Source organism: Mesorhizobium sp. M0621, from assembly GCF_040320745.1.
Lineage (GTDB): Bacteria > Pseudomonadota > Alphaproteobacteria > Rhizobiales > Rhizobiaceae > Mesorhizobium.
In genome coordinates, this window is sequence record NZ_JAMYQF010000012.1 from 1 (window position 1) to 20,545 (window position 20,545).

Below are 20,545 nucleotides of genomic sequence, written 5' to 3' on the forward strand. Positions count from 1 at the left end.
TCTTCACGCAGATGACGCCGCCGCCCGGCGACGCCGGCGGCCTGCTCAACGCCATCTATGGCAGCGTGGTGATGACGATCATCGCCGTGCAGGGGGGGGGGCCCCCGGGGGGGGGGGGGGGCGCCGTGTCTTTGTGCGCGGCACACCTGTGGGCGCCCGGTCCGGGCCCCCCCGGGGTGTGCGGGGCGCCGTCTTCGCCCCCCACCCGGTCCGGTCAGGCTCGACGCTTCCGCCTATGTCAAACCCTGCGGCATCAATGCCGCGATGCTGAAGGCCGAGAAGGCCTATCGCGCTGCACTCGCAGAAGCAAAGCTGTCCGACATCGTTTCGGAATACGTGACCGATGCCGATCCGCGTTCGGTCGCCGCCGGCTGCGCCTTTGTCGCGCGCCATCAGCGGCCGCAGAAATCCAGTTCAACCTAGCAAGCGTAAAGGACATCAAGATGAAGCAGAGGCTGCAATTTTTCGCCAAGGCGCCGGAGATCATGAAGGCGGTGTCGGCGCTCAACAAGGCGGTGGACGAATGTGGGCTCGAGGAAAGCCTGCTGCACCTGATCAAATTGCGGGCGTCGCAGATCAATGGCTGCTCGTTCTGCGTCGAGATGCACAGCCGCGAGGCGAGGCGTGACGGCGAGACCGAGCAGCGGCTCTACCTCGTCTCGGCGTGGAAGGAATCGCCGCTGTTTTCCGAGCGTGAACGCGCCGCTTTGGCCTGGACCGAGGCGGTGACCCTGATCGCCAACAACGGCGTGCCGGACGAACTCTATGCAAGGACACTTGAGCATTTCTCGGAAGAAGAATTGGTCAAGCTGTCTGTCGCGCTCGGCATGATCAACACCTGGAACCGGCTCTGCGTCCCGTTTCAGGCCCTCCATCCGATGCCGGCGGCCAAGGCTGCCTGATTGTCCGGATTTGGTTTTGGAGTGCCGTCGAGAGGCGGCGCTCCCACTGCTTTTCAAAGGGAGCGTTTGATGCCTGCCGATTTGCCTTCGACCCTGTTGTTCCTGGGCCGCCTGTTGCTCGGCGGCGCCTTCGTTTTCGCCGGCCTGCGCAACATCCAGAACGCGGCCTTCCTGACCCAGTTGATGGCCGCGCGCGGCGTGCCACAGGCGCGGTTGGTGTTGTGGCTCGGCATCGTGCTTCAGGTCGCTGCCGGCATGCTGGTGATCGCGGGCCTGTGGACGGCAATCGCTGCGGCGGTACTGCTGGTATTCCTCATCGTCGCCACGCCGATGTTCCACAATTTCTGGGATCATCAGGGCCCGGATCGCGCGTCGCGCATCAATGGCTTTGTCGGCAATGTCGCGCTGAGTGGCGGTTTCCTGTCGCTGATCGCGCAATCTGTTTGACGCCATAGCGACTGCGGCACTGTGGCGCCGCCAGTATCGATCATTAAATCGGAACCAATCGAGCGGTTGACGCATTTCGCACCTGTATGCCGAGCATCCCGGGATGAAATATGAAAATTGCCCATGTCGCGCCGCTGTATGAATCGGTGCCACCCAGGCTTTATGGCGGCACCGAACGCATCGTCTCGTATCTGACCGAAGCGCTGGTCGACCTGGGCCATGAGGTGACGCTATTTGCGAGCGGGGATAGCCAGACCTCCGCAAAGCTGGTGGCTGGCCGGGAATGCGCGCTACGCCTCGATCCGCGTCCGCTCAAATCCGAGATCGCGGCGCATCTTTCGATGCTTGCGCAGGTGCGGAAACGGGCGCGAGAGTTCGACGTCATCCATTTCCACCTCAGCCACTTCCTGCATTTTTCCTTCTTCGAGGACATGGCGGAGCGGACGGTGACGACGCCGCATGGCAGGCTGGATTATGTCGACCTGGCGCCGGCCTATGAGCGTTTCCCACGCTTCCCGATGATTTCCATTTCGCACAGCCAGAAAACCGGCCTTGCCCGCGCCAACTGGTTGGCAACAATCCATCACGGACTGCCGACCGGCATCTACGAACCGACTTTCGAGACGACGGCGGAAGAACCTTATCTTGCCTTCCTTGGCCGGTTTTCACGCGACAAGCGCGCGGATCGCGCCATCGAGATCGCCTTGCGCTCGGGGCTCAGGCTGAAACTTGCGGCGAAGATCGGCGACGATGACCGCGCTTTTTTCCACGAAGCGATCGAGCCTTTGATCGACGGCGATCGGATCGACTTTGTCGGCGAGATCGAGGAGGGTGAGAAGGCGGAATTTCTCGGCAACGCAGCCGGCCTGCTGTTCCCTATCGACTGGCCGGAGCCGTTCGGCCTTGCGGCCATCGAGGCGATGGCCTGCGGCACGCCGGTGATCGCCTGGAATTGCGGCGCACTGCCTGAGATCATCGATCAAGGCGTCACCGGCTTTATTGCCGACACAATGGATGGCGCCGTCGCCGCGGTGCCGGACTTGCTGCGGCTCGACAGGCGGACCGTGAGAACCGTCTTCGAAAAACGGTTTTCCGTCAGAAGAATGGCCGGCGACTACCTGGCCGCCTATGCGCGGCTGATCGGTCTCCCGGGCGAAGCGAAGGCGTCGTGAACAGCGACGGGAACGAACGACAGGATCTGTAACGGATGACCCAACTCGATGAGCGCCAGCTCGATCCCGCCGTAGCGCTTGCATCGCTCGACGCGACCGCACCTCGTGAGCCGCACCGGCTGTTTGCGCTCAAGCAGGCCGACTGCTTTGCGGTTGCCGATGCCTATGGCGACATACGCGGCGCCGGCGACGGTTTCTTCCGCGACGACACACGGGTGCTCTCCGAATTCCGGCTGACCGTCGGCGGCAGGCCGACATCGCTGCTTGGCGCCTCGCTCAGCCAGGACAATGTCTTGTTCACCGCCAACCTGACCAATCTGCCGATACTGAGCGCCAGCGGTCGCGACATTCCGCAGGGCGCGATTCATATCGAACGCACCAGGCTGCTTTGGCAGGACAGGCTGTTCGAACGCATCACCCTTTCCAACTACAGTCGGGAAACTTCGACAATCGGCGTTTCCCTGCACTTTGCCGCCGATTTCCGCGATATGTTCGAAGTGCGCGGCTCGACGCGGCTGAAGCGCGGACTGGCCCATGTGGCCGAGATGGATGCCACATCCGTCCTGTTGCGCTACGACGGGTTGGACGGGCTGGTGCGCACATCGGCGATATCGTTCTCGCAAGCACCGGATCAACTGACAGCCGAGCGCGCGGATTTCCTGATCGCCGTAACCAAGCGCAGCAGCAATGTGCTGTATATCGAGATCGGCCCCGAGATGACGGATCCGCCCGATCGCGACCGTTTCCGCGCCGCCGCCGCCAGGGCCCGCTTTGGCATGCGGGCCAAGCGCCGCCACGGCGCCACGGTGCACAGTTCCGGTCGCGTCTTCAACGACTGGGTCGAGCGCGCCCGCGCCGATGTCGCGCTGCTGACCACCGAACTGGCGACCGGACCCTATCCCTATGCCGGCATCCCCTGGTTCTCGACGGCGTTCGGCCGCGACGGCGTCATTTCAGCGCTGCAGATGCTCTGGCTCAATCCAGGCCTGGCGCGGGGCGTGCTGGCCTTCCTTGCCCAGCACCAGGCGACGGAGACGTCGCCGTTCAGCGATTCGCAGCCGGGCAAGATCATGCACGAGACGCGCAAGGGCGAGATGGCGGCGCTGCGCGAGCTTCCTTTCGGCCGCTACTATGGCGGCGTCGACACGACGCCGCTCTACATCCATCTCGCCTGTGCCTATGCCGATCGTACCGGTGACATGGCGTTCATCGACAGCCTGTGGCCGTCGCTGTGCGCTGCGGCCGAATGGACGGAGGAGGCGGGCCGCGAGACCGGATTCGTCACCTATCAGCGGGCCGCCGAGTCCGGCCTCGCCAACCAGGGATGGAAGGACAGTTTCGATTCCGTCTTTCATGCCGATGGCCGCATTCCCAAGGGCCCGATCGCGCTCGTCGAGGTGCAAGGCTATGTCTTTGCCGCCTTCCGGGGGCTGGCCGCACTTGCCCGTCGCCGCGGCGAGGACGACAAGGCCGCTCACTGGGAGGACCGCGCCGAGGCCATGCGGGTCGCGGTGGAACGCGATTTCTGGCTCGACGATCTCGGCTTCTATGCCCTGGCGATCGATGGTGCCGGAGAGCCCTGCAAAGTGCGGACCTCGAATGCGGGCCATCTCCTCTTTGTCGGATTGCCCGAGCTGGAGCGGGCGCAGATGGTCGCCAATCAGCTGGTTTCGGCCTCCTTCCATTCCGGCTGGGGGCTGAGGACGCTCGCCGACGATGCCGTGTTCTTCAACCCGATGTCGTACCACAATGGCTCGATCTGGCCGCATGACACCGCCATGTGCGGTGCCGGCCTGGCGCGCTATGGCGAGCGTGAAAGTGTGGTCCGCCTGATGAGCGGCACGTTCGAATCCGCGGTCCATTTCAATATGCGGTTGCCCGAACTGTTCTGCGGTTTTACCCGCGCACCGGGCGAAGCACCGATCGCCTATCCCGTCGCCTGCCTGCCGCAAGCCTGGTCGGCGGGCTCCGCCTTCATGCTGATGCAAGCCTGCCTTGGCCTGGAGATAGACGGTTGGGATGGCGAAATCCGCGTTACCCGTCCCAGGCTGCCGATTGGCATCGATACGCTCACGCTGCGGCACCTGGGCGTCGGCGAAAGAGTGGTCGATCTCAGTTTCCAGCGCGTCGGCGACAGAGTCGTCGCTTTCCTCGCCGATCGCCATGAAGGACTGGTGCCGCTCGTAGTCAGAACATGATCTGAGCCAAATTGGCTGGGAACCGATCCCGGCTTTGTGCGTTGCAAAAGCACATGATCGGACGGCGACCATGTCGCCACCGGACAGTTTTAAATCGGAAACACGAACAAAAAAGGCCGCCGAACGGCCGGAGGCGAGTTGACATTCCAATGACAAACTACGGTGCGGACCTGCTCTGGGTTCTGATCCTTGCGAGCCTCGGTCTTTCCGCTCTTGCCGTTTTCTTCTCCATATCGCGACAGCGTCGCAGTCACCCCCCGGCGGTCGCACATCCGGCCGGCGAGGACGTGGCTGCGGAAGCGGCGCGCAAGGTGATACGGGAGTTCGAAAAGAACGGCCAATCGGCCGATGCGGCCCTTGTAACATGGTCGCCCGAAACATTGCGCAAGATCCTGGCCGATGATTTGCCCGATGCGCAGGTCATCGTGGTCTCCAACCGTGAACCGTACATCCACAACGCAAAGGACAATGATGTCGAGTTGCTCGTGCCGGCCAGCGGACTGGTGTCGGCGCTTGAGCCGATCACCCGCGCTTGTGCCGGCACCTGGATCGCCTATGGCGGCGGCACCGCGGACCGGCTGATGGTCGACGAGGACGACCGGATACAGGTGCCGCCCAGCAATCCGTCCTACACGCTGCGCCGGGTCTGGCTGACGGAGGAAGAGTATCAGGGCTACTACCTCGGCTTCGCCAATGAGGGCCTCTGGCCGCTCTGCCATATAGCCTTCACACGGCCGATTTTTCGCGCCTCGGACTGGGAGGCATACGAAGCCGCCAACCGGAAGTTCGCCGACACGGTGGTGGCCGAAGCCCGCAACGAGCGGCCGATCGTGCTGGTCCAGGATTACCACTTCGCGCTGCTGCCGCGCATGATCCGGGAGCGCCTGCCCGAGGCGATCGTCATCACCTTCTGGCACATCCCGTGGCCGAACTCGGAAGTGTACAGCATCTGTCCGTGGCGTGAACGCATTCTCGAGGGACTGCTCGGCAGCTCGATCATCGGCTTCCACACCCAGTTCCATGCCAACAATTTCACCGAAAGCGTCGATCGTTTCCTGGAAAGCCGCATCGAGCGGGCCGATGCGGCCATCTCCTATGGTGGGCAGACGACGCTGGTGCACGCCTATCCCATTTCCATAGAATGGCCGGCGGACCTTCTGGCAAAATTGCCCGACGCCGACGACTGCCGCGCCCGCCTGCGCGACAGGTTCGGACTGAAAGCGGATGTGAAGCTGGCCGTCGGGGTCGAGCGTCTCGATTACACCAAGGGCATTCTGGATCGTTTTCACGCGTTGGACGAATTGTTCAAGCGATACCCTGAATGGATCGGAAAGCTGGTTTTCCTGCAGATCGCCGCCCCCAGCCGCGGCACGCTCCCTGCCTACAAGCAGCTCCATGACGAATGCCGCCGCTATGCCGAAGAACTCAACCAGCGTTATGGCAGCGAAGGCTACAGTCCGGTGATCATGGTGGCCGAACACCATTCGCAGGAACGGGTCTATGAGATCTATCGGGCCGCCGACATTTGCATGGTCACCAGCCTGCATGACGGCATGAACCTGGTCGCCAAGGAATTCGTCGCGGCGCGCGACGACGAACAGGGCGTCTTGATGCTCAGCACATTCGCCGGTGCCTCGCGCGAATTGCTGGAAGCGTTGATCGTCAACCCCTACGACGCAGCCATGATGAGCGAAGCGCTGCTGCAGGCGCTGACCATGACTTCAGACGAACAGCGCGAGCGCATGCGGCCCATGCGGCAGATAGTCCGCGACAACAATGTCTATCGCTGGGCCGGCAGCATGCTTCTGGACGCGGCACGCTTGCGCAAGCGCGGCGACCTGGATCGGGTAACCGGTGCTGGCGACCGGCCGTCAGGCATCGACAATGTCGTCTCCATGTTCGAGCGTAAACGGGTGGCACTATCATGAGCGAAATCCTGCAAAAGGCTGCGAGCGAGACCCTGCAAAAGCCGCAGCCTTTGCTGACTGGCGAATGGGCGCTGTTCCTCGACATCGATGGCACCCTGCTGGAGCATGCCGAACATCCGGACGCCGTTTCGGTCAGCGCCGAGCTTCGCTCTTTGCTGCAAGGCCTGGATCACAAGTTGAACGGGGCATTGGCCTTCATCACAGGCCGCTCCGTTGCGGCCGTGGATCAGTTGTTTCAGCCTTTGAAGCTGCGCGCAGCCGGGCTTTATGGGCTGGAACACAGGCTCCTGCCGGACGACGACGTCGAAATCGCGGACGAGCCGGCGGATATTGCGGCCCTTGCCGAGGAGATTGAGGCCGAGTTCGGTCGTGGGCAGGTCTATATCGAGCGCAAAGGCCGGGTGCTGGCCATCCACACGCGCGCCGCCCCGCACCTGCTCCCCCGCGCCACGCAGCTTGTCGAGCAAGCGCTGGCCGTCCTGCCGAAGGGCTACCGGGTGGTTGCCGGCAATGCCGGTGTGGAGTTGCTGCCGCTCGAGGCAGCCAAGGGCGCCGCGATCCGGCGTTTCATGGACATCGCGCCATTCACGGGCCGCCGCCCGGTCTTCCTGGGCGACGACACGTCGGACGAAAACGGCTTCGAAGCCATCAACGATGCCGGCGGCATATCGATACGGGTGAAGCCACCAGCGTATACCGCCGCGCGGTACGGGCTTGCCGGCGTTGCCGAGACGCTCGCCTGGCTGAGAGGTCAACTTTAGGTGCGCGACCGTGATCGCGCATGCTGGAAAGGGCAAGGAAAGGAACGGTTTCGATGGGACGCTTTGCAGAATTGGTTCGAGAGATCACGCCGAGTTGGCTTCATTCTCGCTCCTCCCGCCATGGGACCGCCGACGTTTCACCGTCCGATGCGGACTACAACTGGCAAGAGGCGATCGACAACAAGATGTATGGAGCCGACACGGCTGATTATTCCTATGTTCCGGGAAAGCCCGCTTCAGATGACGCAAGACCGGCAGGCGACAGTTCCATGGACGAGGAGGACATTGAGCGCGGTCCAAGGAAAGCCAATTGAGGGTGAAAGCCTTTCTGCGGCGGACGATCGCTACGCCGCAAACCGCAAGCCGCCGTCGCAGGTCAGCACCTGACCGGTCATGAAGCCGTTGGAGACGAGAAAGGCGATTGCGCTGGCGACGTCTTCGGCGCGGCCGACGCGACCGACCGGGGTCTTGCCGGCATAGTCGGCAAACAGCGCCTGCCTCTGCTCCTCGGCCAGAAAATCCCACCAGGGCGTATCGATGACGCCGGGCGCAACGACATTGACGCGCAAGGGCTTCAGTTCCATCGCCAGGATCGGCACCACGGTCAACAGCATGCCATTGATGGCGGCGATGCCGGCGACGCCGGGCGTTGCGAGTTGGGCCGATACCGCCGAGATGAAGGTGACAGATCCGGCCCTGTTCAGAGTCGGCAAAGCGGCCTGCAGGCAAGACAACTGCGGGCGGACTTTCTCGTCGACGCCGCTGCCGATGTCGGTCAGGTCAAGCGTGGGGAAGGGGCCAAGGCCCTTGCCGCCGCTGGCGGCCAGTACCAGATGGTCGAAAGGGCCAAGGCGCTCGAAGAACCCGCTGACCTCGCCCGGCTTCGCGGCATCGAAAGCAGCCTTGTCGGCAGCGCCGCCAAGGCTTTTCCACGCGCTCCTCAGCTTCTCTTCGTTGCGCCCGGTGATGGTCACCTTCATGCCGGGGCCAAGCAGTTTGCTCGCCGTCGCCAGGCCGATGCCGGACGAGCCGCCGATGATAACGGTATGCTGGATTGCCTTGGTCATGAACGCTGTTCCTTCGATATTGGTGAGGCCGGGCCGATGAGATCGAGACTCAAGGCTCGCAACTGTTGTCTTGCCTTGGCGTCATAGGCCTGGGCGTCGGCACGGGATTCCCGCAGGCTGTCGAAATAGAGGCCGCTTTTTCCGTCGAGCGTGGGTGACGTGGCGAGGTTGAGGATGGCGTCGGCGCCGGTTTCGACCGAGTTCCAAGGCGTCAGGCCTGCCTGCCGGACCATGGTGGTGTTCATGTAGCTGGCCGGATGCAGTGCGTTGACGGTGACGCCGGTGCCTTTCAACTCCTGAGCCAGGTCGATGGTGAACAGGATCTGCGCCAGCTTGCTCTGGCAATAGGCACGCACGCCGTCGTAGCTACGGGTCAGCATGACATCGCTAAAATCGATCGCCTGCTGCCCGGCCGAGGCGACATTGACGATGCGTGCCGGAGCGCTCGCCTTCAGCAATGGAAGAAGCTCGCTGGTGAGCAGGAAACCGGCGAGATAATTGACTGCGAAGCGCAGTTCGTAGCCGTCGGCGCTGACTTGCCTTTTGGCGCCTTGGCCCGCCGTGCCGATGCCGGCATTGTTGATGAGGATGTCGAGCCGGTCGGTCCTGGCACGCACCGCCTCGGCAAGGCGGCGGACCTCGGCCAGAGAAGAGAGATCGGCGACCAGCAGCTCGGCCTTGCCGCCGGCGGCTTCGATCTCGGTGATAACAGCCTTGCCGCGCGTCGCATCGCGGCCGTGAACCAGCACCCGGGCGCCAGCGGCGCCGAGCCGTTGCGCGACGACGCGGCCAACGCCGTCGGTTGAGCCGGTGATGAGGATTGTCTTGTCTTTGAGTTCCATGTTCGGAGCCTCCGTTCTGTTGCTCTGAACGGAAGATGGGACAGTTGGCGCGCGTCAAACAGTTCAAACTTTATCCTGGTATCAATACTGCTATAATAGGCACATGGAGTCCCACGCTGCTCCCACACACTCCGCTGAAGACAGCCGCCGGCGCGAACTCGGCGCCTTCCTGCGCTCGCGCCGCGAAAGGCTGACGCCCTCGGCCACCGGCATCGCGACTGGTCTCAGGCGGCGCACGCCGGGCTTGCGCCGCGAGGAGGTCGCGATGCTCGCCGGCGTCGGCACGACCTGGTACACATGGCTGGAGCAGGGGCGCGAGGTCAGGCCCTCGGTTGAGGTATTGACCGCGCTCGCCGAGGCACTGCGCCTCGACGCGGCTGAAAAACAGCATTTATTCATCCTTGCCGACCGCCAGCAGCCGGAGCGCCGTGCCGTGGCGCCGGAAAAGGTCGAAGGTCCGTTGCTGCACATGCTGCAAAGCCTGGTTCTGCAGCCGGCCTATGTGGTCGGGCGACGCTGGGACGTGCTGGCCTGGAACCCGGCGGCCGTCGCGGTGTTCGGTGATTATGGCCTGCTGGAGGGTGACGCCCGCAACATCGTCCACATGGTGTTCACCAGTCCGCACCACCGGCGCCTGCTGGTCGACTGGGAGGAATTGGCGCGCACCGTGCTGGCCTCGTTCCGGGCGGCGAGCGCCCGGTATGTCGGCGATCCGGATTTCGAGCGGCTGATCGAGTTGATGACGCGCACGAGCCCCGAATTTCGCGCCTGGTGGCCGCAGCGCGACGTGGCGCACCGACTGTCGGGAGTAAAGCATGTCCGGCACCCGAGCGCGGGCGCCATGACCTTCGAGCATATGAGCCTGTCAATCGGCGACGGCTCCGACATGAAGCTGATCGTCTACACCCCGCTTGCCGAGCAGAATTCGGTCGCCAAGCTGCAGACATTGCTGGACGCGCTGCCGGCCGAGCGGCGCAGCGCCTGAGGCGTCAGCCCTTCGGCTTCAGCCCGTCGAGGAACAACTGCTCGAGAAATCTTGCCGCATCCTCGAAGCGGCCGTCGCCGCCGCGGTTCGGCCCGAGCACGGCGCGGACCTGGACGTCGAAATCGGCATAATGCTGCGTCGTCGCCCAGATCGAGAAGATCAGGTGCCACGGATCGGTGCGTGCAATCTTGCCGGCGCGCATCCAGCCCTTGATGACGGCGGCCTTCTCGTCGACCAGCGTTTTCAGCTCGCCGGCCAGCAGCGGCATGATGCGCGGCGCGCCTTGCAGGATCTCGTTGGCGAACAGCCGGCTCTCGCGCGGGAAATCGCGCGCCATCTCCAGCTTGCGCCTGATGTAGCTGCGCAATTCGGTCAAGGGATCGCCAATGTCGTCGAGTTCGCGCAGCGGCGCCAGCCAGGTGTCGAGCAGGCGCTGCATCAGCGTCTCGTGGATGTCTTCCTTGCGGCGGAAATAATAGAGCAGGTTCGGCTTCGACATGCCGGCGGCTTCGGCGATCTGGTCGATGGTCGAGCCACGGAAACCGTTGGTGGAGAACACTTCGAGCGCCGCCTCCAGGATGAGTTCGCGCTTTTCCTGCTGGATGCGGGTGCGGCGAGGGGCGTCCGTGCTGGTGGTCACCGTTGCAAGCCCTCGTGTTGAGGGTCATCTGGACCAATTCTCTGGACCAGTTTTTCCCTAGCCTGTGGAACGCACTTCAGGTGCCGCATTTCCGCTAGTAATCCCTTGACCGCCGACAGGGCGGTGCTAACGTTTGTCCAATCGGTCAAAAATTTGCGTAGCATGAAAACGCGGCAGAGACCAAGCGTTGGGCGCACCGAAACAGGTTACAAGGGGAAGTCTTGGTCATGTCCAACCGGCTGAAAGTCACGCCGAACGATCTCAGCGCATTCTGGATGCCGTTCACGGCAAACCGGCAGTTCAAGCAGGCGCCGCGCATGATGGTGTCCGCCAAGGACATGCATTACACGACCAGCGACGGCCGCAAGGTGCTCGACGGCACCGCTGGTCTCTGGTGCGTCAATGCCGGCCATTGCCGGCCGAAGATCACCGAGGCGATCCAGCACCAGGCCGCTGAACTCGACTATGCGCCCGCCTTCCAGATGGGCCATCCGATCGTTTTCGAACTGGCCAACCGCCTGGTCGACCTCGCACCCAAGGGCATGGATCATGTCTTCTTCACCAATTCCGGCTCGGAATCGGTCGAAACGGCGCTGAAAATGGCGATCGCCTATCACCGCGTTAAAGGCGAGGGTTCGCGCACCCGCCTGATCGGCCGCGAACGCGGCTATCACGGCGTCAATTTCGGCGGCATTTCGGTCGGTGGCATCGTCACCAACCGCAAGATGTTCGGTACGCTGCTCGGCGGTGTCGACCACATGCCGCACACGCATCTGCCGGAAAAGAACGCTTTCACCAAGGGCGTGCCGGAATATGGCGCGGAACTCGCCAACGAACTGGAGCGCATCGTCGCCTTGCATGACGCCTCGACCATCGCCGCCGTTATCGTCGAGCCGGTCGCCGGCTCCACCGGCGTCATCCTGCCGCCGAAGGGTTATCTCGAGAGGCTGCGCGAGATCTGCACCAAGCACGGCATCCTGTTGATCTTCGACGAGGTCATTACCGGTTTCGGCCGTCTCGGCACGCCGTTCGCCGCCGATTATTTCGGCGTCACGCCCGACATCATGACCACCGCCAAGGGTGTCTCGAACGGCGTCATCCCGATGGGCGCGGTGTTCGTGAAGAAGGAGATCCACGACGCCTTCATGGCTGGCCCCGAGCACATGATCGAGTTCTTCCACGGCTACACCTATTCGGGCAACCCGATCGCCTGCGCGGCCGCACTCGGCACGCTCGACACATACAAGGAAGAGGGCCTTTTGACTCGCGGCGAGGAGCTGGCGCCGTACTGGGAAGACGCACTGCATTCGCTGAAGGGCGAACCGAACGTCATCGACATCAGGAATATCGGCCTGATCGGCGCGATCGAGCTGGCGCCGATTGCCGGCCAGCCGACCAAGCGGGCCTTCTCGGCCTTCGTCAAGGCGTTCGAGCGCGGCGCGCTGATCCGCACCACCGGCGACATCATCGCGCTGTCGCCGCCGCTGATCATCACCAAGGGGCAGATCAACGAACTGATCGACCATGTGCGCGATGTGCTGAGGTCGATCGGTTGAAGAACTGGGCGCGGATATCCCTCCCCCTTGAGGGGAGGGTGGCCGCGAAGCGGTCGGGTGGGGTCGGTGCGGCAGTGCGCCGACCTGATCTTTTGCTGCGAGGTCGTTCCTGATGCCCCGTACCCGCGTGAGCTTCGAAATGCGCCAGAAGGCGCGCGCGCTTCGAGTTCACGCGACCAAGGGCGAATCCCTGCTGTGGTATGAACTGCGGGAGCTGAAGTCGGCGGGCCTCAAGTTCCGCCGCCAGTGCCCGATCGGGCCCTATATCGTCGACTTCGCGTGCCTCGCCATAAAGCTGGTCGTTGAGGTCGATGGTGATCTGCATGAACACGAGAAGGGTAAACGGCACGATGCCGTCCGTGATGCCTATCTCCGCTCGCTCGGGTTCGATGTCTTTCGCGTTGACGAGCCCGATGTCATAAATAGCGCTTGGCATGTCGCGCAGGTGGTCAAGGGGAAGGTTGAGCATATGTCAGCCGACCCCACCCGACCGCTTCGCGGCCACCCTCCCCTCGAGGGGGAGGGGGACGCCAGCGAACCGCAATCGATAAGGTTTTAGAAAAATGGCCGCACCCGGCGAGAATCTGCGAATCAATTCAGACCGTTTGTGGGATTCCATCATGGAGATGGCGAAGATCGGCCCCGGCATTGCCGGCGGCAACAATCGTCAGACCGTGACCGATGAGGACGGCGAGGGCCGGCATCTGTTCAAGCGCTGGTGTGATGCGGCCGGGCTCGAAATGGGTGTCGACGAGATGGGCACGATGTTTGCCCGCCGCGAAGGCACCGATCCCAGCCTGCCGCCGGTCTATGTCGGCAGCCATCTCGATACGCAGCCGACCGGCGGCAAGTATGACGGTGTGCTCGGCGTGCTCGGCGGGCTTGAAGTGGTGCGTTCTCTCAACGACCTCGGCATCAAGACCAAGCACCCGATCGTCGTCACCAACTGGACGAACGAAGAGGGCGCGCGCTTCGCTCCGGCGATGATGGCATCCGGCGTGTTCGCCGGCGTGCTCGACCAGGCCGATGTTTATCAACATGTCGACAAGGCCGGCAAGAAATTCGGCGAAGAGTTGGAGCGCATCGGCTGGAAGGGCACCGAGAAGGTCGGCGATCGCAAGATCCACGCCTTCTTCGAACTGCATATCGAGCAGGGACCGATCCTCGAGGACGAAGATATCGACATCGGTGTCGTCACCCACGGGCAAGGTTTGAAGTGGCTGCAGGTGACGCTGACCGGCAAGGAGGCGCATACCGGCTCGACGCCGATGCCCAAGCGCCGCAATGCCGGGCTCGGCATGGCACGGGTGATCGAGCTGGTGCACGAGATCGCCATGGACTACCAGCCCGACGCCGTCGGCGCGGTCGGCCACATGGAGGTTTATCCCAACTCGCGCAACATCATCGCCGGCCGCACCGTCTTCACGATCGACATTCGCTCGCCCGAGAAGGAAGTGCTCGACGCCATGGACGGCCGCATCCGCGAAGGCATCGACACGATCTGCGAGGCGCTCGACATCCGCTACGAGATCGACCAGGTCGGCGCTTTCGATCCGGTCACATTCGACGCCGGCTGCGTCAAGGCGATCCGCGATGCCGCCGAACGCCTCGGCTATTCCCACCGCAACATCGTCTCCGGCGCCGGCCACGACGCCTGCTGGATCAACCGCGTTGCGCCGACCGCAATGGTGATGTGCCCTTGCGTCGATGGTCTCAGCCACAATGAGGCCGAGGAGATTACCAAGGAATGGGCCTCGGCTGGCGCTGATGTATTGTTCCACGCGGTGGTGGAGACGGCTGTCATCGTGGAGTGAACACAGAAATCTACCTTCCAAACGCCGCTCGCAAAGAAGCGCGAAGAGAACAAGGGAACACGAAAATGACCAAAGTCATCAAGAACGGTACCATCGTCACCGCCGACCGCACCTGGAAGGCCGATTTGCTGATGCAGCATGGCAAGATCGTCGCCATCGGCTCCAACCTGCATGGCGATCACGAGTTCGACGCCACCGGCTGCTATGTCATGCCGGGCGGCATCGATCCGCACACCCATCTCGAAATGCCGTTCATGGGCACCTATTCGGCCGATGATTTCGAATCCGGCACGCGGGCAGCCCTTGCCGGCGGCACGACGATGGTGGTCGATTTCTGCCTGCCGGCGCCGAAGCAGTCGCTGCTCGAAGCGTTGCAGATGTGGGACAACAAGACCTCCAAGGCGTCCTGCGACTACTCCTTCCACATGGCGATCACCTGGTGGGGCAAGCAGGTGTTCGACGAGATGGCTGATGTCGTCGACAAGGGCATCACCTCGTTCAAGCACTTCATGGCCTACAAGGGCGCGCTGATGGTCGACGACGACGAGATGTATGCGTCGTTCCAGCGCTGCGCCGACCTTGGCGCACTGCCTCTGGTGCATGCCGAAAATGGCGACGTGGTTGCTGCCCTGTCGCAGAAACTGCTTGCCGCCGGCAACAATGGCCCCGAGGGCCACGCCTATTCGCGGCCGCCAGAGGTGGAAGGCGAGGCAACCAACCGCGCCATCATGATCGCAGACATGGCCGGCGTGCCGCTCTATGTCGTGCATGTCTCCTGCGAGCAGAGCCACGAAGCGATCCGCCGGGCGCGCCAGAAGGGCATGCGGGTGTTCGGCGAGCCGCTGATCCAGCATCTGACGCTGGACGAGAGCGAGTATTTCGACAAGGACTGGGATCATGCGGCGCGCCGCGTGATGAGCCCGCCCTTCCGCAACAAATTGCACCAGGACTCGCTGTGGGCCGGCCTGCAGGCAGGCTCGCTGCAGGTGGTGGCGACCGACCATTGCGCCTTCACCACCAAGCAGAAGCGCAACGGCGTCGGCGATTTCACCAAGATCCCGAACGGCACCGGCGGACTGGAAGATCGTATGCCGGTGCTGTGGACGACGGGCGTCAACACTGGCCGGCTGACGATGAATGAGTTCGTCGCGGTGACCTCGACGAACATTGCCAAGATCCTCAACATGTATCCGAAAAAGGGCGCCATCGTCGAAGGCGCGGATGCCGACATCGTCGTCTGGGATCCGAAGCGAAAGAAGACGATTTCCTCAAAGAAGCAGCAGTCCGTCATCGACTACAACGTCTTCGAAGGGTTCGAGGTGACCGGCCTGCCGCGCTTCGTGTTCTCGCGTGGCGAACTGTCGATCCTGGAGGCCGAGGTCAAGGCCAAGCCCGGCCATGGTGAGTTCGTCGCCCGCGAGCCGAACGCGGCGGTCAACCGGGCGCTATCGACGTGGAAAGAGATTTCCGCGCCGCGCAAGGTGGAACGCACCGGTATCCCGGCGACCGGGGTTTGAGCTTGGCGCGTTCGGCCGCGCTCATTTTGTTGGTCCTGGCGGCAAGTGTCGCTGGCCCGGCAGCAGCAGGCGGCGTGCTGGCCGGCTCCTGGGGCAATGATGTCGGCTGTGCCGGCGTCAAGGCCGGTTATCAGGACAGCGACGCCTATATCGTTCTGACCGCCGAAGGCATCGAAACCTATGGCAGCGGCTGCCGGTTCGCGCAGCAACTGACGCCGATGCTGGGCACGCAATCGCTCAGTTCGACCTGCTCCGCCGAAGGCGAGGCAGGAACGACGGTCGAAACCGTCGTGGTCACCAACAAGGGAGAGGATGGTTTCTTCGTCATCATCCCCGGCCTTGAGGAAATGGGGCCGCTGCAATCATGTTTGTGACGTTTTGGAGGTCAGCATGCGTGTTTTTGGTCTATCTGTCGCGATGGTTCTCGTGCTGGCTGCGGGCCAAGCCTCGGCGGCGGGCATCGATCTATCCAAGCCCTATGGCAACAAGTCCGGCTGCATCAACAAGAACGGCCAGAAGGTCTATGCGGAAGACATGCTGCTGCTGAACGCTACGGAATTCATCACCGCGACCAACGCCTGCACCTTTACCGACAGGAAGATACAGGCTGACGGTTCTCTGGTGGTAAAGTCAATGTGCGAGGCAGACGGCGGGGATGGTCAGTCGCCGATACAGTTCACCATCAAGCGCAGTCCCAAGAACGCCAAGAAGCTGGTGATCGCGGATGAGGATGGCACTGTCTACGGGGAAGTGTCCCGGTGCCGATGACGCGCAAGTTTCCATCGACGCCGTCGATTTCAGGCGACCAGCGCATCCAGTTCCGGCAACAGCACGACGCTTTCCTGTTCGTTGGGATCGGTGCGGGCAATCACGGCCGAGGACGGGGCGCCGCTCAGATTGGCCGGCAGATGCGGCACGCCGGCGGGAATATAGAAAAGGTCACCTGCCTTGACGACGATATGATGCTCAAGCCGGTCGCCATACCAAGTATGGACTTCGCCGGAGAGGACATAGATCGCCGTTTCATGGCTCTCGTGCATATGTGCCTTGGCACGAGCGCCGGGTGGCATGGTGAGCAAGTGCATGCAGATGCCGGAAGAGCCGACGGTCTCCGTGGCAATGCCGGCGAAATAGGTCAATCCCTGCTTGCCTTCATAAGTGCTTTCAGGGCGGATAAGATGACAAGTGGGTTTGGGCGACATCGGGAAACTCCGGGCGTCGATTGAGTGGGACAAGACCAATGGGACAGGGCGAGTGGAAAACAACATCGCAATAAAAGCAATCGGATTCCGGCCGGAGCCGCAGGGACGGGAACAGGCGGGCGGCAGCCGATGACAGGGACTTCGCCAGCCGTCGTCGCGGCAAGCAAACTCGGACTGACCTTCCAGACCAATGACGGGCCGGTGCAGGCGCTGTCCAATGTCGATCTCACCATCGGCAAGGGGGAGTTCGTCTCCTTTATCGGGCCCTCCGGCTGCGGCAAGACCACGCTGCTGCGCGTTATCGCCGATCTGGAGAAGCCGACCTCGGGGACGATTTCGGTCAACGGCATGACAGCAGAACAGGCACGCGAGAAACGCGCCTATGGCTATGTCTTCCAGGCCGCCGCGCTGTTTGCCTGGCGCACCATCGAGCGCAATGTCGGGCTGCCTTTGGAGATCATGGGCCTGTCCAAGGCAGAGCAGGCGCAACGCATCAAGCGCACGCTCGATCTCGTCAACCTCTCGGGATTCGAGAAGAAATATCCCTGGCAGCTCTCGGGCGGCATGCAGCAGCGCGCCTCGATCGCCCGCGCGCTGGCCTTCGACGCCGACCTGCTGCTGATGGACGAGCCGTTCGGTGCTCTGGACGAGATCGTGCGCGATCATCTCAACGAGCAATTGCTGGAACTGTGGGGGCGGACCAACAAGACCATCTGCTTCGTCACCCATTCCATTCCGGAAGCGGTGTATCTGTCGACGCGCATCGTCGTCATGTCGCCTCGTCCCGGTCGCGTCAGCGATGTGATCGAGTCGACGCTGCCGAAAGAACGGCCGCTCGACATCCGCGAGACGCCGGAGTTTCTGGCGATCGCAGCGCGCGTGCGCGACGGGCTGCGGGCAGGGCACAGCTATGATGATTGAGGGGGCGAACGATGGGCTTCCTCCTCTCCCCAACGGGGAGAGGGTGGCCGGAGCGAAGCGGAGGTCGGGTGAGGGGGCGGCACCGACAGATCCGACCAAAAGAAGGGTCGGGGCAACCGAGCGCGCCCGAAAGCTGCGGTTTGACGAGACCGAAGCCGAGTACAGGCTTTGGGGAGAACTGAGGGGCCGTCACCTCAACGGCTACAAATTTGTGAGACAGGTGCCGCTTGGGCCATTCATCGCTGATTTTGTTTGCCGTGAGATGGGCCTGATTGTCGAACTCGACGGCAGCCAACACGCGGATTCACCAACCGATCCGGCCAGAACAGCTTGGCTGAATGGCCATGGTTATTCGGTTCTCCGGTTCTGGAACCATGAGGTTTTGGCCGAACGTCGAGCGGTCCTGGATACGATCTTGGCTTGCCTGGACGGAAAGATTTCTACCCCCTCACCCGACCTCCGCTTCGCTCCGGCCACCCTCTCCCCGTCGGGGAGAGGAGGGCGCGTACCTGGCGAGACCGGCTAGATGGACACCTTCCGCGACAAGCTCATTCCCGTGACCTCGATCCTCGCTGGCGTCGTCGTCCTCTGGTATATCTTCGCCGTCATCCTCAACACGCCGTTCCAGCGTGATCTCGATCGCCGCGCCGGTGAAACGCCTGCCTTGAGCGAGTTCATCGGCAAGACGCTGTCGCAGCCGAAGCCGACGCTGCCGGCGCCGCATCAGGTGGCGGTGAATTTCTTCGAAAACACGTTTCTGCGGTCCATCACCTCGAACCGCAGCCTCGTCTACAATGCCTGGGTGACACTGTCGTCGACGCTGCTTGGCTTTGCCTTCGGCACGGCGCTCGGCATCATCATTGCTGTCGGTATCGTGCATGTGGCGACGCTCGACCGCAGCCTGATGCCGTGGATCATTGCCTCGCAGACGATTCCCATCCTGGCGGTGGCGCCGATGATCATCGTCGTGCTGGCGGCGGTCGGCATCACCGGCCTGGTCCCAAAGGCGATGATCTCGACCTATCTGTCGTTCTTTCCGGTGACCGTGGGCATGGTGAAAGGGCTGCGTTCGCCCGAGATCATGCATCTCGACCTGATGCACACCTACAATGCCAGCCGTGCGCAGACCTTCTGGAAATTGCGCGTGCCGGCCTCGGTGCCGTTCCTGTTCACCTCGATGAAGGTGGCGGTGGCGGCAAGCCTGGTCGGCGCCATCGTCGGCGAACTGCCGACCGGCGCTGTCGCCGGCATCGGCGCCAAGCTGTTGGCAGGCGCCTATTACAGCCAGTCCATTGACATCTGGTCGGCGCTGGTCGCAGGCTCGGTGGTGGCCGCGCTTCTGGTCATGGTGGTCGGCATTGCCGGGCGCATCGTCGATCGCTCCATGGGCGGGAGGCCGGCATGAACTGGCTGAAACCTTCCTGGCAAGCGGTGCTGGCCATTGTGCTCTGCCTGATCGCGGTCGCGCTTGGTGCGACGTCGAAGCCGGAGGCGGCTGCGCTTGCGGACCCAACGGTCAGCATCAACTATCCTTATCTCGGAACCAAAAGCTTGATGTTCGGCCTGGCCATGCTGGCGGCGCTGATCTCAATGACCAGGATTCCGCCCCTTGCGGAAGCGGCGGTGCTCTTTGTCGGCGCTCACCTGATCGCCTGGCTGCTGATATCGGGCATCACAGGTTTTGAGGGCACCGCATTGGCGCCGTATTTCCTGCTGCTCGCAGCCGCATGGCTGCTTGGTTGGCGTTGCGTGGCGGTGCTGTCGTCATTGCGTCCTTTCGCCAGTTGGGCATGGACGGGCTTGCGCCTGATCATCCCGGCCATCTTCGGCGCCTGGATCCTGATCATCTGGGAAGCGGTGACGCGAGGCGCGGGCATCCCCTTCATTCTGTTGCCGCCGCCTAGCGCCATCGGCGTGCGCATCGCCGATTCGCTGCCTGTGCTCGGCGCCGATGTCCGACAGACCATCTTCAAGGCGGTTGTCTTCGGCTATGTCGTGGGCAGTGGCGCCGGCTTCATCGCCGCGGTGCTCGCCGACCGTGTGCCGTTCCTGCGGCGCGGGCTGCTGCCGATCGGCAATATGGTCTCGGCGTTGCCGATCATTGGCGTCGCACCGATCATGGTCATGTGGTTCGGCTTCGACTGGCAGTCCAAGGCGGCGGTGGTCATCATCATGACCTTCTTCCCGATGCTGGTGAACACGGTTGCCGGCCTTGCCGCCTCGGGCCACATGGAACGCGACCTGATGCGCACCTATGCGTCGGGTTATTGGCAGACGCTGCTGAAGCTCAGGCTGCCGGCAGCAGCTCCATTCATCTTCAACGCGCTGAAGATCAACTCGACGCTGGCGCTGATCGGCGCCATCGTCGCCGAGTTCTTCGGCACGCCTGTCGTCGGCATGGGCTTCCGCATCTCGACCGAAGTCGGGCGGATGAACATCGACATGGTCTGGGCCGAAATCGCAGTTGCAGCACTTGCGGGTTCGGTCTTTTATGGCGTGGTCGCTCTTGTCGAAAGAGCCGTCACGTTTTGGCATCCCTCTGTCCGTGGTGGATAGGGGCGGTGGGTTTAGGGCACTAACTTCAGAGGGTAAT

22 protein-coding genes and 1 pseudogene are annotated in these 20,545 nt (G+C 62.8%); 19 read left to right on the plus strand and 4 right to left on the minus strand.

Annotated features, from left to right (window positions below; genetic code table 11):
* Positions 1 to 207 precede the first annotated feature (207 nt).
* The 8 genes and pseudogenes from NKI38_RS11015 to NKI38_RS11050 form a co-directional block, all read left to right on the plus strand.
* A pseudogene (locus NKI38_RS11015) lies at positions 208 to 423 on the plus strand (transcriptional regulator); the annotation flags it as partial.
* A gap of 20 nt (positions 424 to 443) precedes the next feature.
* Positions 444 to 902, plus strand: a complete 459-nt coding sequence (locus tag NKI38_RS11020) for a carboxymuconolactone decarboxylase family protein (protein ID WP_352657310.1) — start codon at positions 444 to 446, stop codon at positions 900 to 902.
* Positions 903 to 971: 69 nt separating this feature from the next.
* Positions 972 to 1,349, plus strand: a complete 378-nt coding sequence (locus tag NKI38_RS11025; RefSeq protein WP_352631558.1) for a DoxX family protein — start codon at positions 972 to 974, stop codon at positions 1,347 to 1,349.
* 110 nt (positions 1,350 to 1,459) lie between these two features.
* Entirely contained in the window at positions 1,460 to 2,521 is a 1,062-nt protein-coding gene (locus tag NKI38_RS11030) for a glycosyltransferase family 4 protein (protein ID WP_352631560.1), read from the plus strand.
* A 35-nt stretch (positions 2,522 to 2,556) separates the two neighbouring features.
* On the plus strand, positions 2,557 to 4,719 hold the full coding sequence (locus NKI38_RS11035) for an amylo-alpha-1,6-glucosidase (protein ID WP_352631561.1): 2,163 nt from the start codon (positions 2,557 to 2,559) through the stop codon (positions 4,717 to 4,719).
* Between the two features lie 149 nt (positions 4,720 to 4,868).
* Positions 4,869 to 6,647, plus strand: a complete 1,779-nt coding sequence (locus NKI38_RS11040; RefSeq protein WP_352657313.1) for an alpha,alpha-trehalose-phosphate synthase (UDP-forming) — start codon at positions 4,869 to 4,871, stop codon at positions 6,645 to 6,647.
* Positions 6,644 to 7,408, plus strand: a complete 765-nt coding sequence (gene otsB / locus NKI38_RS11045) for a trehalose-phosphatase (protein ID WP_352657316.1) — start codon at positions 6,644 to 6,646, stop codon at positions 7,406 to 7,408. The genes NKI38_RS11040 and otsB overlap by 4 nt, the downstream gene beginning before the upstream one ends.
* 53 nt (positions 7,409 to 7,461) lie before the next feature.
* Positions 7,462 to 7,722 carry a hypothetical protein gene (locus NKI38_RS11050; protein ID WP_352657319.1) on the plus strand — a complete coding sequence of 87 codons (261 nt, stop codon included), beginning with the start codon at positions 7,462 to 7,464 and terminating at the stop codon, positions 7,720 to 7,722.
* A 30-nt stretch (positions 7,723 to 7,752) separates the two neighbouring features.
* On the opposite strand, the gene NKI38_RS11055 is transcribed toward NKI38_RS11050, so the two are convergent.
* Together NKI38_RS11055 and NKI38_RS11060 are read right to left on the minus strand one after the other, a co-directional pair.
* Positions 7,753 to 8,475: an SDR family oxidoreductase gene (locus tag NKI38_RS11055; RefSeq protein WP_352657322.1), complete on the minus strand. Its 723-nt coding sequence runs from the start codon at positions 8,473 to 8,475 to the stop codon at positions 7,753 to 7,755.
* Positions 8,472 to 9,317, minus strand: coding sequence for an SDR family oxidoreductase (locus NKI38_RS11060; protein WP_352657325.1), 846 nt, complete (start codon positions 9,315 to 9,317; stop codon positions 8,472 to 8,474). The genes NKI38_RS11055 and NKI38_RS11060 overlap by 4 nt, the downstream gene beginning before the upstream one ends.
* A 103-nt stretch (positions 9,318 to 9,420) precedes the next feature.
* On the opposite strand from NKI38_RS11060, the gene NKI38_RS11065 reads away from it, so the two are divergent.
* Positions 9,421 to 10,302 carry a helix-turn-helix transcriptional regulator gene (locus NKI38_RS11065; RefSeq protein WP_352657328.1) on the plus strand — a complete coding sequence of 294 codons (882 nt, stop codon included), beginning with the start codon at positions 9,421 to 9,423 and terminating at the stop codon, positions 10,300 to 10,302.
* A gap of 4 nt (positions 10,303 to 10,306) precedes the next feature.
* Here NKI38_RS11065 and NKI38_RS11070 read toward each other — a convergent pair whose 3' ends face one another.
* Positions 10,307 to 10,942 carry a TetR family transcriptional regulator C-terminal domain-containing protein gene (locus tag NKI38_RS11070; RefSeq protein ID WP_352657330.1) on the minus strand — a complete coding sequence of 212 codons (636 nt, stop codon included), beginning with the start codon at positions 10,940 to 10,942 and terminating at the stop codon, positions 10,307 to 10,309.
* A gap of 227 nt (positions 10,943 to 11,169) precedes the next feature.
* Here NKI38_RS11070 and aptA point away from each other — a divergent pair, with 227 nt between their 5' ends.
* From aptA to NKI38_RS11100, 6 genes are all read left to right on the plus strand, one after another.
* On the plus strand, positions 11,170 to 12,498 hold the full coding sequence (gene aptA / locus NKI38_RS11075) for an omega-aminotransferase AptA (RefSeq protein WP_352657333.1): 1,329 nt from the start codon (positions 11,170 to 11,172) through the stop codon (positions 12,496 to 12,498).
* Positions 12,499 to 12,610: 112 nt separating this feature from the next.
* Positions 12,611 to 13,057 carry an endonuclease domain-containing protein gene (locus NKI38_RS11080; protein WP_352657336.1) on the plus strand — a complete coding sequence of 149 codons (447 nt, stop codon included), beginning with the start codon at positions 12,611 to 12,613 and terminating at the stop codon, positions 13,055 to 13,057.
* A 4-nt stretch (positions 13,058 to 13,061) separates the two neighbouring features.
* Positions 13,062 to 14,312: a Zn-dependent hydrolase gene (locus tag NKI38_RS11085; protein WP_352657339.1), complete on the plus strand. Its 1,251-nt coding sequence runs from the start codon at positions 13,062 to 13,064 to the stop codon at positions 14,310 to 14,312.
* 65 nt (positions 14,313 to 14,377) lie between these two features.
* The gene (gene hydA / locus NKI38_RS11090; protein ID WP_352657342.1) at positions 14,378 to 15,829 is read left to right on the plus strand and encodes a dihydropyrimidinase; all 1,452 of its coding nucleotides are present in this window, start codon (positions 14,378 to 14,380) and stop codon (positions 15,827 to 15,829) included.
* 2 nt (positions 15,830 to 15,831) lie between these two features.
* A complete protein-coding gene (locus NKI38_RS11095) occupies positions 15,832 to 16,203 on the plus strand; it encodes a hypothetical protein (protein WP_352657345.1) in 372 nt (123 codons plus the stop codon).
* A 16-nt stretch (positions 16,204 to 16,219) separates the two neighbouring features.
* Entirely contained in the window at positions 16,220 to 16,597 is a 378-nt protein-coding gene (locus NKI38_RS11100; RefSeq protein ID WP_352657348.1) for a hypothetical protein, read from the plus strand.
* Between the two features lie 29 nt (positions 16,598 to 16,626).
* Here the strand turns inward: NKI38_RS11100 and NKI38_RS11105 are convergent, their stop codons facing one another.
* A complete protein-coding gene (locus NKI38_RS11105; protein WP_292458110.1) occupies positions 16,627 to 17,031 on the minus strand; it encodes a cupin domain-containing protein in 405 nt (134 codons plus the stop codon).
* A gap of 129 nt (positions 17,032 to 17,160) precedes the next feature.
* On the opposite strand from NKI38_RS11105, the gene NKI38_RS11110 reads away from it, so the two are divergent.
* The 4 genes from NKI38_RS11110 to NKI38_RS11125 are packed head-to-tail and all read left to right on the plus strand — an operon-like array spanning position 17,161 to position 20,508.
* Positions 17,161 to 17,952 carry an ABC transporter ATP-binding protein gene (locus tag NKI38_RS11110; protein WP_352657351.1) on the plus strand — a complete coding sequence of 264 codons (792 nt, stop codon included), beginning with the start codon at positions 17,161 to 17,163 and terminating at the stop codon, positions 17,950 to 17,952.
* Positions 17,945 to 18,478 (plus strand): endonuclease domain-containing protein, encoded by a 534-nt coding sequence (locus NKI38_RS11115; RefSeq protein ID WP_502899293.1) that lies wholly within the window; start codon positions 17,945 to 17,947, stop codon positions 18,476 to 18,478. The genes NKI38_RS11110 and NKI38_RS11115 overlap by 8 nt, the downstream gene beginning before the upstream one ends.
* Positions 18,479 to 19,357, plus strand: a complete 879-nt coding sequence (locus tag NKI38_RS11120; protein WP_352657356.1) for an ABC transporter permease — start codon at positions 18,479 to 18,481, stop codon at positions 19,355 to 19,357.
* A complete protein-coding gene (locus NKI38_RS11125) occupies positions 19,354 to 20,508 on the plus strand; it encodes an ABC transporter permease (protein WP_352657359.1) in 1,155 nt (384 codons plus the stop codon). Before NKI38_RS11120 ends, NKI38_RS11125 begins: the two co-directional genes overlap by 4 nt.
* Positions 20,509 to 20,545 lie beyond the last annotated feature (37 nt).

Coding starts and splice junctions, on each gene's coding strand:
- NKI38_RS11020 (WP_352657310.1), top strand. CDS start 444: ATGAAGCAGAGGCTGCAATTTTTCGCCAAGGCGCCGGAGATCATGAAG.
- NKI38_RS11025 (WP_352631558.1), top strand. CDS start 972: ATGCCTGCCGATTTGCCTTCGACCCTGTTGTTCCTGGGCCGCCTGTTG.
- NKI38_RS11030 (WP_352631560.1), top strand. CDS start 1,460: ATGAAAATTGCCCATGTCGCGCCGCTGTATGAATCGGTGCCACCCAGG.
- NKI38_RS11035 (WP_352631561.1), top strand. CDS start 2,557: ATGACCCAACTCGATGAGCGCCAGCTCGATCCCGCCGTAGCGCTTGCA.
- NKI38_RS11040 (WP_352657313.1), top strand. CDS start 4,869: ATGACAAACTACGGTGCGGACCTGCTCTGGGTTCTGATCCTTGCGAGC.
- otsB (WP_352657316.1), top strand. CDS start 6,644: ATGAGCGAAATCCTGCAAAAGGCTGCGAGCGAGACCCTGCAAAAGCCG.
- NKI38_RS11050 (WP_352657319.1), top strand. CDS start 7,462: ATGGGACGCTTTGCAGAATTGGTTCGAGAGATCACGCCGAGTTGGCTT.
- NKI38_RS11055 (WP_352657322.1), bottom strand. CDS start 8,475: ATGACCAAGGCAATCCAGCATACCGTTATCATCGGCGGCTCGTCCGGC.
- NKI38_RS11060 (WP_352657325.1), bottom strand. CDS start 9,317: ATGGAACTCAAAGACAAGACAATCCTCATCACCGGCTCAACCGACGGC.
- NKI38_RS11065 (WP_352657328.1), top strand. CDS start 9,421: ATGGAGTCCCACGCTGCTCCCACACACTCCGCTGAAGACAGCCGCCGG.
- aptA (WP_352657333.1), top strand. CDS start 11,170: ATGTCCAACCGGCTGAAAGTCACGCCGAACGATCTCAGCGCATTCTGG.
- NKI38_RS11080 (WP_352657336.1), top strand. CDS start 12,611: ATGCCCCGTACCCGCGTGAGCTTCGAAATGCGCCAGAAGGCGCGCGCG.
- NKI38_RS11085 (WP_352657339.1), top strand. CDS start 13,062: ATGGCCGCACCCGGCGAGAATCTGCGAATCAATTCAGACCGTTTGTGG.
- hydA (WP_352657342.1), top strand. CDS start 14,378: ATGACCAAAGTCATCAAGAACGGTACCATCGTCACCGCCGACCGCACC.
- NKI38_RS11100 (WP_352657348.1), top strand. CDS start 16,220: ATGCGTGTTTTTGGTCTATCTGTCGCGATGGTTCTCGTGCTGGCTGCG.
- NKI38_RS11105 (WP_292458110.1), bottom strand. CDS start 17,031: ATGTCGCCCAAACCCACTTGTCATCTTATCCGCCCTGAAAGCACTTAT.
- NKI38_RS11110 (WP_352657351.1), top strand. CDS start 17,161: ATGACAGGGACTTCGCCAGCCGTCGTCGCGGCAAGCAAACTCGGACTG.
- NKI38_RS11115 (WP_502899293.1), top strand. CDS start 17,945: ATGATTGAGGGGGCGAACGATGGGCTTCCTCCTCTCCCCAACGGGGAG.
- NKI38_RS11120 (WP_352657356.1), top strand. CDS start 18,479: ATGGACACCTTCCGCGACAAGCTCATTCCCGTGACCTCGATCCTCGCT.
- NKI38_RS11125 (WP_352657359.1), top strand. CDS start 19,354: ATGAACTGGCTGAAACCTTCCTGGCAAGCGGTGCTGGCCATTGTGCTC.